Origin of the sequence: Solibacillus sp. FSL W7-1324 (assembly GCF_038008025.1) — a bacterium.
GTDB lineage: Bacteria > Bacillota > Bacilli > Bacillales_A > Planococcaceae > Solibacillus.
Genome location: NZ_JBBOYH010000001.1, coordinates 610515 through 628500, shown reverse-complemented (window position 1 = coordinate 628500; position 17986 = coordinate 610515). Strand labels below are relative to the sequence as shown.

The window sequence follows — 17986 nt, the reverse complement described above, 5'->3', positions numbered from 1 at the left end:
TTATATCCTACTGCTATTTTTCCAATACGCATTGAAGAAAGCAACCGCTAATCCAAGCAATATACCTACAACAAGTCCTACAACCAAAATAAAAGATTTACTTGGAGAAGTAGGAGCCTCGTTTAATGTTGGTTCAGTGATAACACGAATAAATGGATCCGGTTTAAAACTATCTAATCCTGTTTTTACAGATTGATACTTGGCTAAAACGTTTTGATATTCTTTAGATTTACTATCGATTTGAGCTTTTAATTGTAACAATTCATTTTGTAAAGTCCCCGAAATACCTGATAAAGCTGCTGTTTGCTCTTGTGTTAAATTTAATACAAACTGTGAAGATGTTATAGTTTGTAAAATAAGCACCTCTGGTAATTTATTCGAAATTATCACGTTATTATACTTTTTCATTAATTGTTCTATCTCGTTTGATAAAGAGTTAGTTTCATTTAAATAAGTTTGCTCTAATTGATTTAAAGTTTCTTTAACAGATTTATTCATTTGATTTTTCGTCTCATCCATTAATAATTCTAAATGTAGTTGAGCTTCTTCTGGTGAGGGAGCTTTATAATGTAGTTCAATTAAATTTGTTTCTGGTAAGTTTGTAAAACTAAAATTACCTTTAATAAACTCAGTATACCCTTGGTTTTTGAATCCCTCTTTCATAATAGAAGTATCTTGAATTCTTTGTGTATAAATTGTAGGTGTAAATTCTGTTGCTATATAATTTGACATTATTCCTGTATCTTGCACACCACTAGCTATTTGAACCACGGCACTTGATTCAAACTCTTCATTCATTACAAACCAAGTAAAAATTCCCGTAATTAATAAGGTGATTATCGTACAAGCTGCAATAATCCATTTTCCCTTAAGTATAATATTAATAATCTGTTTTAATTCAATAGTTTCTTCCATTCTCTAAAGACTCCTTCTCGCCATTAAATATAATACTCAATAATACGCCTATTAGTATCCAGACTACCCCAGAGCTACTTGGTAACGAATCATTAAACATAGACTGTATAAAATAAGCTAAACTAGTCAGAGATAGTATAAAAGTTGAACTTAAATTTCTAATTGAACTCTTTATGGTATGCAACACCACTACAGCTAATATAATTAGCACTACTATTAAACCAAAAGCCCCGTAACTATATAATAATCCAATGTATAAATTGTGGGTTTTGTCTACAATTGTATTCTCAGTTACCATTCCGGCTCTTGCCTCAATATTATAATGTGGAAAGTTATATATTAATGAATCCCCACCATAACCAAGAATAGCTCTCTTTTGTACTAAATCTAATGTTTTATCCCAAATGTAAAGCCGACCTGTCCCTGGGCTAAATGCAGATTCCGGTAAGGAAGGTAATTCAAAATTCAAATCACTAGCATGTACTTTATTTAAATCTCCGAATGATATTTCCTCTGCCTTGTATGGATTTTTATCAATAAAAAAACCAAAAGATTCAGTCCAAATCTTAAAATCTTTAGTAGCAAAAATATTAAATAGTGGTATTGTAACAACCGTAAATATTATCAAAGCAAGTGTAAATAACCTTTTTTTCTCTATACGAATAAAAAAGATTAAAATAAATGGAATAGCTATTAAAACCGTTAAAAATCCACTTGTGGACATAGCTAAGAACATGATTGAAATGGAAACACTAGCAGTAATTGAACCAATAATCGCTTCATGCATTTTGGTAGATGAAACCGCCCAAGCCAAATACATCACCGTCATTATGGCAAACATACCACTCATATAGTTCCACTGGTTAAGTGTACCTACCAAAACAGAGCCTTCTGAAATATTGGCGCCTTCAGGTAAAAATAATGAAACGAAACTTTGCATCCAAGCATTATTAACCAACAAATCTTTACCATAAAAATTCATCGTAATGATGTAAAGGTTAATAAATACAAACGGCATCATCGTATACATAATATAAGAAACCACTCTTTTAGGATATGCAATATTCATCGCTATGAACATTAAAGCCACATAACATAACCAGCTAATAGCCCCATCAGAACGATTATATTGACCATTTAATGCAACTGAAATATTTGGAGAGGCAATTGTAGTAACTACAATTGCCACTACGAATAAGCCGAGTACATAATTTAAATAAGTTTTGCGGATCGTCCCTTCCATAAATAACACTTTAATCAAAAGCATAGCACCTGTAATAACCGTTATTATTAGCACGAATAATGCTTTATAATGTGTAAACAAATCCCCTTTTGTCCCCGATGATAGTACATCTATATTCGACACTAAAGGACTAATTACTTCTTCTACATTTGCCATAACTATTAATGGCATAAAACCGATTAAAAATAATAGTAAGCGAAGAATCCATTTATCTATCGTGGCACGGGACTGAATATTTTCTTCTTCGTCACTAAACTTTTCGGATTTATGGAGTTCTTCATAAAATGAAGTCATTTTAAGTTACCTTCCTTATTACATATTTTCAATTTGAGTTAATAATTCTGTAACACGGTCCTGATAGTTAGGATTAGATTCAGGTACCCAACCCCACTCACGGCATTTTTCTAGAACGATTTTAGAATCTTCAAATCGATCAGCAAAAAATAGCACTTCACCAAATTGAAGCATAAACATCGGATCCTCTACTTTATGAGGATTAATATCCAATGTCTTTTGAAGTAAAATAGCAGATTGGTTATAATTTGCATTATTCGCGTTAATTAACCCTCCCAAATAATTGACGGATTCAGAATTTGGCTGACGTAATAGTAGATCATTAATTAACTCTCCTGCCGCAGGATAGTTCCCATCATTGTATAATTGACTTGCTTGTTGATAAAGCGTATCGTCTACTAAAAACTCTTTATCCTGTTTGCTTGCTAGAACTTTTGCAGTAATAAAACCAACGATAATAAAAGCAACAAACCCTATTAATATGTATTTTCTTGTCGACTCTCGAAATCGCATTGCTCACAATCCTTTATGCATTGACTTTTAAATAACATTGTTAATTATACACTAAATTCTATTAAATTTCCTTAAATTTTACTATTAAATAAATACAAATACTAGAGTAGATTAATGCTCTGGTCATTGCGAACCAAGAAATATCTTACTTATAATTAAGTTAACTGCAATTTCATATAAATATCTAATGATCCTATCAACTGATACCAAATTGCCTACGACTTTAAATTACTCTGCCCCCACAATTCCCATTCAAATTCCATCATAAATATTGTCCGCATATATCAAACGTAAAAAACCAAGAAATGACATTAGCCATTTCTTGGTTTAATTAATTATTAATTACTTATTACTGAATATCAAATGTACCATCTGCTTGGTAAACAAATGTATAAACCCCACCAGCATAAGAAACTTTAATTGTTTGACCTACAGCTAGACCACCAACAATTGTCGCATGAATTACAGTATTGTTGTTTGGCTCAGTTTGTTTTTGAGCTACTGTTGCAGCATCAGGTCCGAAGTATACTGTTACGTCGTTAACATTAACTGCTGAAGTAAATGTTAACGTTACAGTATCAGCTGTTGTACCTGCAGCAGCCGATGTAGTAACTACATAGTTAGGAGCACCAGATGTAAATGTTGCTGTTGCTGAAACTTGATTTAAGTTAAATCCAACTTCATAAGAAGGAGTTGAACTATTTGTTTGTGGTACCCATACCGTTTGTCCATTGATTACAACAGGAACTAGTGTATAACCAGGTGCTGTAGTAGATCCTGGGATAACTGGATTAGTTGGTGTTGCAATTACATTTAATGATGTTGCTCCAGCAGCATCTGTTCTGATAGAAACCGAACGCGCACCAGCTGCTAAAGTTTGTTTAACTGTAGCATTTCCGCCTGCCGCTACTGTAGCAATTACATTGTTATTTGCATCATAAACAGTAACTGGTTGAGCACCAGTGTTTGTTAATTGGAAAGCAACATCAATGCTTGCTCCAGTATAAGAACGAGCTTTACCATTTTGATCAACTAATGCATAAGTAAATACTGCATCTTCATTTTTACCAAATGAAGTTTGTGCTTTCCCAGCAGTATTAGTTAATTGAATTGCGCTTTGGTAATCGTTGTTACGGATATTTGTAAAGTAAGCAATTTCACTTGTAGATTGTAAGTCATTTTTAGAGAATCCAGCTACACCATCATTATCAATATATACAGTTGGAGTCGCGTATGAATCTACTACAGAATTCGCAACAGTAAAGCGAGCTTTACCATCTTTATCTGTTACTACAGTGAATGTTGCAGAATCTGCACTTGTTGCTTGTTCGATAGACTTATTACCGTTAACTGTTTTAATAAAACGTAATGTTTGCAAATTATTCGAACTAGTGTTATCGAATCGAACTGTTACAACTGTATTTGCTGCTGGTTTACCGTTGCCATCAGTTAGAGTCGCAACATAGTCACGTCCACCAGTTTCATTTGAAGATAAGAAGTTAGCAGCTACTTGTTTGCCTTCTGCCGCTAAAGTTAAGCCTAATACTTGAGTTGCTTGGAAAGTAACTGAAGATGCTTTTGCTTGTAATTTAGTTGCAGAATATTTGAAGTTTGTATTTGCTTCATATACTACTGGAGTAACTGTTGCATTGCTACCTGTAACAACAATGTTAGCATTACCATTTACATCTAATACTGCTACACCTACTGCACTACCACCTGTAGTATAGCTGTAAGGGAATGGAGCGCTACCAGTAGTCGCTGTATCACCAGAAGTTACATACTGAGTAGGAATCCCTTCAAATTTAGCAGTTGTAACTGCTTTATCAGGAGTTACATTTTGGTTTTCAGCAAAAGTAACTGCTACACGTGCACCTGGTGTACCAGTGATTTTATATACTTTCTTAGTCCCGTTAGCTAAAGTTGAACCTTCTGTTACATCAGTAATTTTTAATGAAGTTCCCCAGTAAACAACTGTATTCGCTTTTAAAGTTGGTTTAATAGTTGGGTATGCTGTTACATCATCCATTAAAGACTTAGAAGTACTGTATTTATGCTCACGTGTATAAGTATAAGTAGCAATACCTTCTGCATTAGTTTTTACTTCTTCTTTAAGTTGAGGTACTAATAAAGTGTCTGTTCCTTCAGCATCAACTGTAAATGTTACTGGAATACCTTCTGCAGATTCACCGTCTGCAACTGTTACTTTTGCAGTAACTGTAACTTTTTCACCAAATGCAGATTGAATATTTTTTTCAGTTAATTCAATTTTAGTCGGAACAACTTCAGAAGCACCTTGCTCAGCGCCTGAGAACTCAGCATTGATTGTTTTGTTTAAGAATGTAGCGAATTGTCCACGAGTAGTGTCACCTTTTGGATTGAAGTTAGCTACTGTTGGGTTTGTAATGTCGTAGTAATCTAATACAGCGATTGCAGTACGAGCTTCAGCTTTAGCTTGAGCTAAGTCTTTAACATCGCCATTGAAATCTTGTTCAGCTACGAACTCTTCTAAGCTGATGTCATGTAATGTATTAGCCATACGTACTAATACGATCGCCATGTTTTCACGAGTGATTGGATCACCAGCTTTAAGGTTGCCGTTAGAACCTACAAATACACCTGATTCTTTAACTACTGAAGCGTATTTTAATAACTCTTCGTTAGTTTTAGTTGTTAAGTCAGCGAATGCTGGGCTAGTTTTATAGTTACCAGCTGGCTCGTAACCTTGAGTTTCTAAGTACTTACCTAATAATTTAACTACGTCTGAACGAGTTAGAGTTTTGTTAGGTTTGAAAGTACCGTCTGGGTAGCCGTTGATTACACCAGCATCAACTAAAGCATTGATGTGTTCTTCGTGCGTGTTGCCTTTGATGTCTGATAATTCTGCAGCAGATGCAACTGGTACGATTGCAGATGCTACTAATGTAGCTGTCGCAGCTGTTGCTACGAATTTTGTGTATTTCTTTGGTTGGTTAGCCATTGAAAAATTTCCTCCTCATATGTGAAAATAATATTTTAGTTACCCACACGAAAAATGTGCAGAAAAACTAACTACACATAAATTCTATTAGTATACATTTACTATGTCAATCTTTTTTTACCATATAAACCACATTTAACCTGTTTTTACAGTTATAAAAGATTAATACGTAAATATATTCAGATAACTTAAAATTTCTTTAATTATGACATACATATACTCATAAAGACAACGTTTTCTTCACCAATAAATTCCAATTGTTATTTAAATATAACTATAAAACATGGTAATTAATGGTTTACTTTGAAAAGGTAGATAATTTTATGGTTATAAAATACAATAATACCAATGGTTTAAATAAAATTATCAGGTTACATATATTACTAATATATTACTTTTGTAATATAGTTATTATTTATATAACCAAATTTTTTCCTACCCGATTAGTCTATGAACGATACGTATTAATAGAACCAGTTCGCTAAAATTCGACAAAAATAAAAAAAGAAAAAGGCTTTAGCATATAAATGCTAAAGCCTTTTTCTCGGGCTACCAACCGAGTTTTTCCTTGCAGGGAAAAGTTAAAATTTAATATATATCGTAGAGGAAATCTCACTACTGAATTTAGTGTATCATTAACATTACAAATAAACAATCAAATATTACAAAGATTACACTATTTTTTTTCTTTTACTTGTTGTTTTTCGTTCCACGTGCTACTTCTAGCAAGAATAATGGCAAAGCAATTTGACGTTTTATCCGGTGCGGTTCCTTCATTAAACGGTAAAACCACTCCATCCCCACTTTCTGGAAAGCTTCTGGTGCTCTTTTCACGTTACCTGCCAATACATCAAATGAACCACCAACACCTTGATAAATTGTTGGGTGAAGCTGATCACGGTTTGCATTAATCCAGTTTTCCTGCTTTGGCGACCCCATCGCAACAAATAATAAATCGGGCTTTGCTTCATTAATTTTATCTATAACTTTTTGATTATCCTTTTCATAACCGTCCTGAGTGCCGGCAATTTGGATAGAAGGATAGAGTTCTTGTAATTTCTTAGCGGCCTGATCTGCGATTCCCGGTTTTCCTCCATAAAGGAAAATAGGCTTTTTACGCTGGGCTGCTTCCTCACATAAGCGGAGCATCATATCTACACCCGTTACACGTGATGTAATTTGACCCTTCTGGATTTTCGACGCCAAAATAACGCCAATACCATCCGGAATTTGAAACTCCGCGTTATTAAGGAGTGTCTTTAATGCCGGGTCTTCTTTTGCTTTAATAATCTTTTCCGGGTTAATAGCTACGATTAACGATTTTTGCTGTTTCTCAATTTGATCAAATACTTTCGGAAGTAATTCATCATAGCTTTCGGTATTTACTTGAATGCCGAGTACGGTTTCTTTCATATATAGTCTTCCCTTCTTTATATTCCATCAATCAATTACGCCTCGGCGTAATTGCGTACAGATTTTTTTGAGTTCACTCAAAAAACATCCTTTAAAAAATCTGTGACATCCACCAGGAGTTTATCTTCATTCAACAGGCGTTTAAACGCCTGCTGAATGAAGATAAAAAACAGTAGGCAGTACGATTAGACGTACTGCCATGTTTACAATATTAGTTCTTCGCATCTCCAAGTAAGTGGAACTGGAAGCCTGCTTTTTCCCATGCTTCACGGTTTAGGCAGTTTTTCGTATCGAATACGATTTTACTTTTTGCGTTCAATGTTGACGGATCCAGCTCTTTAAATTCTTTGTGATCTGTCAGGAACACTAAAATATCCGCTTGCTCCAACGCTTCTTGCATGCTTTGTGTTTGTGTTTTGTGTTTGTTTTGCTTAATGTGCGGGTCATGTGAAACGACAGTTAAGCCTAGTTTTTCTAACTCATCAATAACGATTGTCGATGGGCTTTCACGCATATCATCTACATTTCCTTTGAACGCTAAACCTAATGTAGCAACTGTTGCGCCTGCAATACCGTTTTTGTTTAAAATCGCCTGTGTTTTTTGTGCTGTGAAGCTTGGCATTGAGTCATTCGTGTTACGTGATAAATGAATGATTTGGGCTTGTTCCCCGCCTAGCTCAACCAAGAACCAAGGATCGACCGCGATACAGTGACCGCCTACACCTGGTCCCGGGAAATGGACGTTTACACGTGGATGATAGTTCGCAAATTTAATCGCTTCCCAAATGTTCACATCTAACTTCTCAGCCATTTTAGCTAATTCGTTTGCAAATGCAATGTTCACATCACGGTACGTGTTTTCCATTACTTTTACTAATTCAGCTGTCGTTGCATCTGTTAAATGGATCGTACCTTTAACAAATGTTTCGTACAGTTCTTTCGTAAGCTCTGCTGATTTTTGCGAAATCCCGCCAACAATACGGTCATTGTTTACTAGCTCTTCAAAAATACGTCCTGGAATAACACGTTCTGGAGAATGGGCTACAAATAGTTCTGTTCCGATCTCTAAACCAGATTTCACTAATTCAGGCAGCATTATATTTTCTACTGTTTTTGGTGGTACTGTTGATTCCAGAATAACTAAATCGCCTTTTTTCACGAAAGGTACAATTGAAGCTGTTGCTTGACGAACATATTCTAAATTCGCTGTATTGTCCGGATTAATCGGTGATGGTACCGCGACAATATACACATCCGAAGCGACAGGTGTTGTTGATGCCGTTAAAAAGCCTTCATCGACCGCTTTGTTCAGGCGCTCCTGTAAGCCGTTCTCCTCAATATGTAATTGTTTATCCTGAATACTTTTCACAGCTGCTGGATTCACATCAACACCGTGTACCTTTACGCCGTGATTTGCGAACATTACCGCCGTTGGTAAACCGATGTATCCTAATCCAACGACACAGATTGATTTTGTCATGATCGTTTCTCCTTCACTTTCAAAAAAGCTATATCTCATTGTTTGATTATTGTATAATTTGTTTCACGCATTTTGCCTGCATTCGTTATCAATTAATTAAATAACTTCATTTAATACAGTTTCAAAATTCCGTTTTATTATAAGACGGAATGGATGTTCAAATGGTTGCCTGTAAATGCTTGAAAATTAGTCCTGCATTACAGTATACAACTTTCTGCTCGCTGTGTGAAATAGTTTTTCTTTTTCAAGCAGTTTGATGAAAGCTTTCCTATTAATTTTGCCTTTGAAAGGGATTGTTATACTAATTGGTGAGAAATGATCGGTAATAAACAAAAACCCCATTAGCTAAAATCAGCTAACAGGGTTTAGTTTAAATGGGCAATCACGATGCATAGCCTCCAGTTATTCGTTCCTTTTCCGCAATTAAATTGTGGAATAAAGCTTCATCACGTGATTCGAGCGCTTCGTCAATTAGACGGGATAAATTGCTTTCTTCTAAAGCCCGCACAATCCCTTCCACTTCCTCATCGAATACCGGTGACACTTCATTTTTCATCGGTGTTACATTGGTTGAAACATTTTCAATGATCGGCATTAAATACTCATGTACATTTGATACGAGTAAAAGTTGATACAGCGGGAGACGTACGAAACGATTGCCACGCTGGAATACAAAAACTTCCGATAAGTTTTCGACTTGCAGTGAGTTTAAGTCAATGATCATTTCTTTTCCTTCAATCGGGATGAAATGAAAAACTTCCTCATCTTTTGTAATGGAAAAGTATTGATAAGCAAAGACTAAGCGTAATTTCGTGCCTGTCATTTTTGTATAAAAAGGCTTCATAAATTGTACTTGAATCATGGGAATTCCTCCTTCACTTATTTTTGTTGGCATTTATCCGAGTCATAAGACCTAATTTCATTTATCATATGGATGCAATCATTCAGGTGTTCTTGAATATTAAATCAATTTCTCTGTTGCTTATAGTTTCCCCACACTTTCCACATTTCAAACCTTTTAAAAAGTGCTATTCGCTTAAAAAATTTATTCAATGTCTCTTCACATTACCGATTTGTCCGGATTCGTATTATAATGGAAGGAACGACTTTTTTTCTTCCTTCACCTTGAAGGAAGTTAAAATTTCCAATGCAATTAATTATTAGGGAGGGGAAACCCGTTTTGAGTTTATCTTTTTCCGAGATTGCCCATGCACATAAAGACTTTATTCAACATACATTACAATCCTTTGAAGAACAGCTTCTCCCTTCAGCAAATGAAGATGCAGAATTGGTGACACGCGCCATGTTCTCAGTCCGTAATCAGGCAATTAAGCCACCGCACTATTCAAGATTCAGTCAAATACTTGTATGCCAAATTCAGGATGTCAATACAGCGGAAGTGACGATTAATTTCCCGGAACGGCAGATTAGCTGCAGCTGTCCTAAAAAGGAGCTGTGCCGACATCAACTTGCCATTATTTTAAAGCTGTCGCAGTATTTTATTTCACTGCAGCAATGGCTTTCTATTTGGCGTTCTAAAAGATCCGTTCCGCTCCAGTCGTTAGCTTCAGAGCGCAATCCGGAAAACTGGCAGATGATGGCTGACGAAGTGCTTAATTATGCAATTAAAGGTCCGCAGCCAGTGGAGCCGTACACGTTATCCGGATTAATTGAAAATATTCGTACGAAGCTTCAGCGCCACCGCCCTTATGAGCAGGAATGGCAGGAACTGTTTAACTTGTTTATGGATATCGCCGTTTCAAAACATTTTCTGTTACATGCAGTCAAAACGAAAACAGATCTGAGTCATCATTATGTTCAGTTCTTTTTGGAAAATACGCTAAGCCGCATACAGCGATCGATTGATACGTTAAGTAAAACGACAAGGCTGTTCGCAACCGAACCATTTTTTGATGCGATTCAGAAAAATGTCCATGAGATCCTTTTTATTGAAAAAGGAGCAACAGCATTCCGGCTGTCATTGTATTTGCAATTTTGGACAAAGCTATTTAATGAACAAAAGCACTTAAAAAATGAACTGGCTCTTTTGGAACAAAGCGATGATAGCAACACAGATATTGAATTAAATGTAGTAAAATCCATTTTTTATATTTTATTAAGTTCACCGTCACAACTGGAACAAGCAGTCGAAATGATGAATGAAGAAAATGTGGAAGGGTTTATCGAAATAGCCCAATATGCCTTACAGAAAAACTTTGTTGATGAGGCAACCGTTATTTTAAAAAAGGCCCTTCCATTTTTACAGACGTTTGTGCAGGATAACTTATTGCCGATACGTCGTCAGAAATTTACGCGTAAGCTCGATCAACTATACGGTCAAATTCAACTAAGCGATAGTGAGGAACTCGCCCTGTACTCTTCTTTTGGGCGTTACGGTATTGAGTCATTTTCAAACTATTTGCTGCGCCAAAATCGTTTGGACGAGTGGATAGCACTGCATCAGCTATATCCTTCATCGATTCCTTATTTGGATCAATGCGGTTTAAAGGACGTTGTCGCACAGTCACCTGAAACTGCGCTCCCTCTTTACCATTTCTATGCGATGGAAGAAATTCAGCAGAAATCACGGCAAAATTACAAACAGGCAGTCCGCATTTGGCGTGCCATGAAATCGGCTTCTAAAAAAGCCGGGAAGCTCGACTATTTTACAGCATATATTGAAGCCGTGCAGCAGCAGTACAAACGTTTGCGTGCACTGCAAGAAGAGATAAATAAAAGCAATTTACTCATCTAGATTATGTATTTTGCTAATAGGAGGTGACATTGCGTTAACTGCGCAACGATACAATGCAATATTTATTTAATACGAAGCTACCCTTTCTACAAGTCTTTCGAATAAAGCTTTCCGAGCTGCGTCCCGGTTACTTCCGCGCTACGGCGTACAATAAAAATGATTTAATTTTACCGACAGCCAATTGGATTCCTTCTTTCTTTTTCAAATTTGAGCAAAGCTTTTACGGGCTGCACAGTTCATTGGAAGAACGTGATTTAATCATATCGGCATCTCATTTACTGGATGTTCTGTCACCTGCAAACCGACATCCGTTTTTGGATTTCGCTGCATATGATGACGAAACCGTGAATCACTTTCAGACAATCCAAACGACTTTGCCGCTATGGAATGACCCAAAGCTTTGGCAGCAGGCAAATGTAACAGAAGAAGGCTTTTCATTTGCCAATGATCTATTACAGCATGCAGTTGAACAAAAACTGATGGATGCTGGACTATCTAAAGAAGATACGCTTGCACTCATTCCGTTTTTCCAAAATGGCGGCTGGCCGATGCAAACTTCCCATGTATTTGATGGTGTAAAGGTGGCACTGCGTTTAAGTGAACCAGAAGAAAATGAGGAGAACTGGTTGTTGGAAACGGTGCTGATCAGTCCGAATGCCGCAAAACATTGGACTCCTGCTTCATCAAAACTGAAATTGCCGATATTGGATGCACTGCCGAAAAAATGGAGTGCGATAGCTAATGACATTGAAGAGCTGCAAAAACAAATAGTTGATTTAATTCAATTAAATGCTGAAAGTGCGCAGTTTATTCATACACAATTCAATGATCAGGAAGTACGTGAATTTTTACGCCTTGAACTTACCAAGTTACAGGCTTTAGGCTTTGATGTAATTTTACCGGCGTGGCTTAAAGAACTCCGCCAATCGAAAATGCGTGTCCGTGTCAGTGCCAATAACCAATCAGCCCGCAGTGTTGCAGGACTTGATGATATTTTGACATTCAAATGGCAGTTCTCGATGAATGGCGAGGAAATCTCCGCTGAAGCCTTCCAGAAACTCGTTGATGAAAAGCGTGAATTTGTCCGTATCGGCACGGAATGGTTCCGTATTGATGCAGAATGGCTCAATGAAATGCGTGAACTGATGGAACAGGCAAAAGAAGAAAATTGGACAGTACGCGATTTACTATTCCGTGAACTGCCTGAAACGTTAACAGCACCCATAGAAGATGATCTGGATGATGATGCCGAGCGCGATGACCCGTTATTTGCGTTTGAGATGCAACAATCCTTGGAGACGTATATCGAACAGCTGCAAAATAAAAAAGGTCTGCCGAAAGTCGCGGTACCTGCAAAGCTTCATGCCGAGCTGCGTCCGTACCAGCAGGAAGGTTTTGAATGGCTTGTTTTCATGCGTGACCAGAAATTCGGTGCTTGTCTGGCAGATGATATGGGACTTGGTAAAACTGTTCAGCTTATTACGTATATGCTCCATACCGTTTCGGTTCTGCAAATCGATAAACCGACTTTAATCGTGTGTCCGACATCGGTTGTCGGCAACTGGCAAAAGGAACTTGCACGTTTTGCTCCCGATCTGGAGGTTTATACACATTACGGGCCGCGTCGTTTAAAAGGTGATGATTTGACGAGCTATATCGCAACACAGCGTCCACATGTTATCCTTTCGACATACGGTACGGTTACTCAGGATGCAGATGACTTACAGCTTATCGACTGGGCAACAGTCGCATTGGATGAAGCACAGAATATCAAAAATATGCAAACACTGCAGTCTCGTGCAATCCGGAAATTAAAAGGCGAGCATCATATTGCATTAACAGGAACACCTGTTGAAAACCGTCTTTCCGAGCTATGGGCCATTTTTGATTTTATCCATAAAGGCTATTTAGGAAGCTTCACAAGATTTACGGAAAACTTTATTACACCAATCGAACGTGAAGAGTCGGAATCCCATAAACGTGTTTTACGTATGAAAATTCGTCCGTTCCTGCTACGCCGGTCAAAGCGCGATCCCGAGCTTCAGCTGAATTTGCCTGACAAACAGGAATCCCTTGAATTTTGTGCTCTTACTCCTGAGCAGGCGGCACATTATGAAGGCTATATTCAGGATACTTTAGCGACTCTTGAAGAGCTCACTGGCTTCGAGAAAAAGGGACGTATTTTAAAAATGCTGAACAAATTAAAACAGCTGTGCAATCACCCTGCCCTGTTTTTAAAAGAACCTTTTGAAGAGGCCAATACAATGGTTTCCCGTTCTGTAAAACTGAAGCGCATTGTTGAAATGACAAAAGAAATTATCGATAATGGCGAACAATGCTTAATTTTCACACAGTATATCGGAATGGGTAATTTAATTCAGCATTGTTTAACAGAGCTTTATAATGTTGAGGTTCCGTTCTTAACAGGTAGTATGCCGAAAAATCAGCGCGACAATTTAGTCGACCAATTCCAGGCAGGCGAATTCCCTGTATTTTTACTGTCGCTTAAAGCTGGCGGAACAGGTCTTAACTTAACAGCTGCTACACATGTGCTCCATGCCGATCGCTGGTGGAATCCGGCAGTCGAGAATCAGGCGACAGACCGGGCATACCGCATCGGACAAACACAATTTGTGCAGGTGCATAAATTTGTAACGATTGGTACGATTGAAGAAAAAATCGATAAAATGATTGCAATGAAATCCGCCCTATCCGAAGAATTGATTCAATCAAGTAAATGGCTGACTGAACTTGATGATACGGAACTGATGGATTTACTCGTTCTGGATACGGCCAATATTAAATAATTTGAAAAGAGTCTACTTTTACGCCATGAAGTAGACTCTTTTTTATGCTTACTTCACTACTTTATTCAGTTGTTATAGGATTGTGAGAAAGAATGGTTACTACTGCGCGGTCAGACAGCAGATTTGGGCGTTTCACCTCCTGTAGAATTTTTTTTATTGGAGACGGGAAAGTTTACGGTTGGTGGACGAGTTTGATTTCTTGTTCTGGGAGCACGAAATCTTCGGAAATCGGGGACGTTGTTTGGAATTTCTCGGCATTACCAGGATTTTTTAATGCATAAAACTGCACTTCCTCTGTTTGAACTTCCATCGTGTATACTTTCTGGTTTTCACGATTCACATATGTCCTTGACTGCAAACGCCCTTTAATACCGATAAGCGAACCCTTCCCGCAGTATTTTGCCATCAATTCAGCGGTCCTCCCCCATGCGACACATTGCACGAAGTCCGCATCAACCTTCCCTTCACTGTTTTTGAAAGGACGGTTAGTAGCAATGCTAAAGTATGCCAGAACCCTACCTTCAGATAAGTGCCTGAGCTCCAAATCTTTCGTTGTTCGTCCTACAAGCCCAACATGATTCATTCATTGACCTCCTTTCTTTCGGAAATTAATTAAAGCATAGTCGAACCCTGCTTTTTTGGCAAAACACGAATTTGAGTTTTCCGCGCAAAATATTGCTTCAAAAATACTTTTTCGCCTATAGGGTTTTTCATTCATTTTAATGAGAATGCTGATGTAAATGGACTTGGAGTTAATATTACAATTTGCTGAAATTGGCAGTTTCACATTTTTTTGTATGTTATACTTTTACATAAGAAAAATATGGAGGGATTTAGAAGTGAAAACCTTTAAAATGCTTGCTTTTGATTTATTACTAAACGATGAAGTCAAAGAAATTTCTTTAATAGACGGTATTATTATCAATCAGGAAAATAGCCATAAAATGTGGATTTTAGAATTGTTTACAGCAGATACATATTACGATTTCTTTCAAAGCTTTGTTACTTCCGGTGAAGTGCTGGATGCGCGTGCCATCATCTCGTTGCCGGACAATGAGCCTGCCCCATTTGCCGTTGTCGTACATTCGATCACTAAAGTCGGAGATAAAATATCGGTCCTTATCAAAGGCCGTTTAAAAGCACAGCGCAAAAAATATGCCGAGCTGTTATTGGCACAGCTGCTTGAAGATGGATTGAGAAATGATGAGTTACTCGAGGCATTTGACCAAGGAATGCGCAATCGCCCTTCATTACAGAAAAATAATGAAGAGGGCGGAAAGTAGTTTTTTGTACTAAATTTAATTTTAGGAGGGTAAATTTGATGCGTAATTTTTTCTAAAATTACCTTTTTGAGCGCATTTGTCTTTCCTCACCTTGCATCGTATATTCTAGGTGGAGGTGAAGTAATGCAGAAGTCGAAGCATCATCTTTATATAGAAGTATTAGCTAAAAGGATTTTGTCTGATGATATGGAAGCTAGTGCAATCCAGCAAGAGTTTCAACGCTTGGAGGCTGGATTTTTCGGTGAAAACAGATTGAAGCAAGCTCTATCCGATTTTTACTTCAAAACTGATCATCATATCTTCTACAATTTTGAGTGCATGAATGATAATGGCTTTTCCCATCAAATAGATGCTATTTTAGTGACGCCATTATTTATCGTAATTTTTGAAGTAAAACTGCTGTCCGGCGTTTTATTTTATAAACCCGCACAGCATGAATTTTTCCGCATCCACAACGAAAAACGTGAAAACTTCCGTAACCCCCTTGATCAAGTTTACCGGCATCAGCTATTTTTGGAACAATGTTTGCGAAAATGGCAGATTACCATCCCAGTGTATTTTGCCGTTGTAATCGCAAACCAGCACGCTATTTTAGATGAATCCTTGGAGAAGTTTCCGATTTTTCACATTAGCGGCGTCCCAAACTTTATTGAAAACATATACCGTAATCCTGCAAATTCCAATTCAAATATGAGTCTGATCGTTGCCAATTTGAATCGACTTTATCAGGCCCTACCCCCTCGCCGCTCCATTAGTTTGGACAGATTAAAGAAAGGCGTTCTTTGTAGACAGTGTGATTATGAAAATGTTATGAATTATCATTACGGATCGTTTACATGCGTTGTTTGTGGGGCGAAAAGTCGGGATGTTCTCTTTGAAACTCTTTATCATTATCGAGTCTTGATGGGTGATAAAATTTCTAACCGACAATTCCGTGAGTTCTTTGGAATAGCAAGTATTAAAACGTGTTCGAATATTTTATCAAGACTTGGTTTTGATAAGTATGGCACTAAAAGAGGAACATATTACATTATTCCGGAGAACATTTTAACCTGGTCAAAGAAAAAATTGTGATTGAGGATTAATTAAGTTGAAATTAGGATTATCTGGTCTAAAGTGAGGATTAACTGTAACGTTTTGAGGATTAATCATTCTAAATTGAGGATTAACCTAACTAAAGTGAGGAATAACTCGCCCCCACCCTGCCCGTCAACTAAAACAAAAAACCAGTGCCCACAATTAAGTGAACACTGATTCCTTCTTTCGACTAGTGATTATCCACTTTGTCTTTATCTTTTCGGTCTGCACGGTCTTCGATGATGTCTTCTTGGTTTACTGATGGAGCGCCTGGTGCAGTTGCGCCATTGTCACCATTCGGACCGCTTGAACCATCCGGGACATTTGAGTCTTGAATCGTGCCCTCATTTACGTTCCCGTTGTTGCCGTTTTGACCACTTTGGCCGTCTGGATCGACTGTATCTACCGTGTCGTCGATAACGTCACGTGTGTCGTCCATTACATCGTTAACACCGTTTTCGACGTCGTTTCCTAGATTGTCATCCCCTGCGTTGTCATTTGTATTACACGCTGAGAGAAATAACAGTGAACCAAGCGAAAGTGCGACAAGTAGTGCTGATTTTCGCATAAAAAATTCCCTCCTTTCCCATATGCAATCATGAGTCAATCACTTCGAGTGATCGTACATATAGTGCCCGGGAAAAGAAGGATCTATCCTACAAAAAAATAGGGTTTATTTCAATTTATCTTTTAAGAGCTGTTTAACATAAGCAGCTTCGGCTTTACAGTCAAATTTGTAATTTGTACCTAATTGTTTCTGTAATTCCGCGATTTCCTGCTTTTGCTTTTCTGTTGGCTCTTCGCTTAAAATTTTAGCAATGACTTCATCCATTTTCTTAGCAATTTCTTCATGAAATTCAGGACTCAGTAAAATGTCTGCCGGCACTTTATCAATCCAAGCGGCATTTTCTTTAAAATACTTTTGCCAGCTTGCCATATAGTCTTCCATTGAAAATTTTTCTTCATCCCAACCAATGCTTGCTAAATAAGCTTCAAACGACGTCGATATTGATCGTGTAATACTAATTTTTACGCCTGAAGACAGTTGTTTATACATCTATTTTAAACCTCCTACGTTTAAAGCCAAACTTCGCTCATTGTTTACAGGCAAATGAAAACCCATAAAAGGTGAACACTGGCAATCGTCCCACACCTATCTTATCTCATTGGGAGACTTCTTCTTAAAGAAGTTAAAGATTTACTTCAACTTTTATATTTTATAACCT

Annotated in this window: 14 protein-coding genes; 4 read left to right on the top strand and 10 right to left on the bottom strand. The window is 37.4% G+C overall.

Annotated features, from left to right (window positions below; genetic code table 11):
* The 7 genes from MKY71_RS03090 to MKY71_RS03060 all read right to left on the bottom strand — a co-directional run bounded on the left by MKY71_RS03090 (position 1) and on the right by MKY71_RS03060 (position 9700).
* A complete protein-coding gene (locus MKY71_RS03090; RefSeq protein ID WP_340731554.1) occupies positions 1–915 on the bottom strand; it encodes a Wzz/FepE/Etk N-terminal domain-containing protein in 915 nt (304 codons plus the stop codon).
* Positions 899–2452, bottom strand: a complete 1554-nt coding sequence (locus MKY71_RS03085; protein WP_340731553.1) for an O-antigen ligase family protein — start codon at positions 2450–2452, stop codon at positions 899–901. The genes MKY71_RS03090 and MKY71_RS03085 overlap by 17 nt, the downstream gene beginning before the upstream one ends.
* A gap of 18 nt (positions 2453–2470) precedes the next feature.
* Positions 2471–2965 (bottom strand): tetratricopeptide repeat protein, encoded by a 495-nt coding sequence (locus MKY71_RS03080; RefSeq protein WP_340731552.1) that lies wholly within the window; start codon positions 2963–2965, stop codon positions 2471–2473.
* Between the two features lie 349 nt (positions 2966–3314).
* The gene (locus MKY71_RS03075; RefSeq protein ID WP_340731551.1) at positions 3315–5945 is read right to left on the bottom strand and encodes an S-layer homology domain-containing protein; all 2631 of its coding nucleotides are present in this window, start codon (positions 5943–5945) and stop codon (positions 3315–3317) included.
* A 690-nt stretch (positions 5946–6635) separates the two neighbouring features.
* Positions 6636–7358: a WecB/TagA/CpsF family glycosyltransferase gene (locus MKY71_RS03070; protein ID WP_340731550.1), complete on the bottom strand. Its 723-nt coding sequence runs from the start codon at positions 7356–7358 to the stop codon at positions 6636–6638.
* A gap of 211 nt (positions 7359–7569) precedes the next feature.
* Complete coding sequence (locus MKY71_RS03065) at positions 7570–8838, bottom strand: nucleotide sugar dehydrogenase (protein ID WP_340731549.1); 1269 nt, start codon at positions 8836–8838, stop codon at positions 7570–7572.
* A 382-nt stretch (positions 8839–9220) separates the two neighbouring features.
* Positions 9221–9700 carry an IDEAL domain-containing protein gene (locus MKY71_RS03060; RefSeq protein WP_340731548.1) on the bottom strand — a complete coding sequence of 160 codons (480 nt, stop codon included), beginning with the start codon at positions 9698–9700 and terminating at the stop codon, positions 9221–9223.
* 318 nt (positions 9701–10018) lie between these two features.
* On the opposite strand from MKY71_RS03060, the gene MKY71_RS03055 reads away from it, so the two are divergent.
* On the top strand, positions 10019–11593 hold the full coding sequence (locus MKY71_RS03055) for an SWIM zinc finger family protein (RefSeq protein ID WP_340731547.1): 1575 nt from the start codon (positions 10019–10021) through the stop codon (positions 11591–11593).
* 53 nt (positions 11594–11646) lie between these two features.
* The gene (locus MKY71_RS03050) at positions 11647–14400 is read left to right on the top strand and encodes a DEAD/DEAH box helicase (RefSeq protein WP_340731546.1); all 2754 of its coding nucleotides are present in this window, start codon (positions 11647–11649) and stop codon (positions 14398–14400) included.
* A gap of 172 nt (positions 14401–14572) precedes the next feature.
* On the opposite strand, the gene MKY71_RS03045 is transcribed toward MKY71_RS03050, so the two are convergent.
* Positions 14573–14983 (bottom strand): single-stranded DNA-binding protein, encoded by a 411-nt coding sequence (locus MKY71_RS03045; RefSeq protein WP_340731545.1) that lies wholly within the window; start codon positions 14981–14983, stop codon positions 14573–14575.
* A gap of 256 nt (positions 14984–15239) precedes the next feature.
* Between MKY71_RS03045 and MKY71_RS03040 the strand changes: the two genes are divergently transcribed.
* Both MKY71_RS03040 and MKY71_RS03035 read left to right on the top strand, forming a co-directional pair.
* On the top strand, positions 15240–15683 hold the full coding sequence (locus tag MKY71_RS03040; RefSeq protein ID WP_339175159.1) for a YwpF family protein: 444 nt from the start codon (positions 15240–15242) through the stop codon (positions 15681–15683).
* A 123-nt stretch (positions 15684–15806) separates the two neighbouring features.
* Positions 15807–16757 (top strand): nuclease-related domain-containing protein, encoded by a 951-nt coding sequence (locus tag MKY71_RS03035; protein WP_340731544.1) that lies wholly within the window; start codon positions 15807–15809, stop codon positions 16755–16757.
* A 193-nt stretch (positions 16758–16950) separates the two neighbouring features.
* Here the strand turns inward: MKY71_RS03035 and MKY71_RS03030 are convergent, their stop codons facing one another.
* Both MKY71_RS03030 and MKY71_RS03025 read right to left on the bottom strand, forming a co-directional pair.
* On the bottom strand, positions 16951–17328 hold the full coding sequence (locus tag MKY71_RS03030; protein ID WP_339175156.1) for a hypothetical protein: 378 nt from the start codon (positions 17326–17328) through the stop codon (positions 16951–16953).
* A gap of 105 nt (positions 17329–17433) precedes the next feature.
* Complete coding sequence (locus tag MKY71_RS03025; protein WP_340731543.1) at positions 17434–17817, bottom strand: hypothetical protein; 384 nt, start codon at positions 17815–17817, stop codon at positions 17434–17436.
* Positions 17818–17986 lie beyond the last annotated feature (169 nt).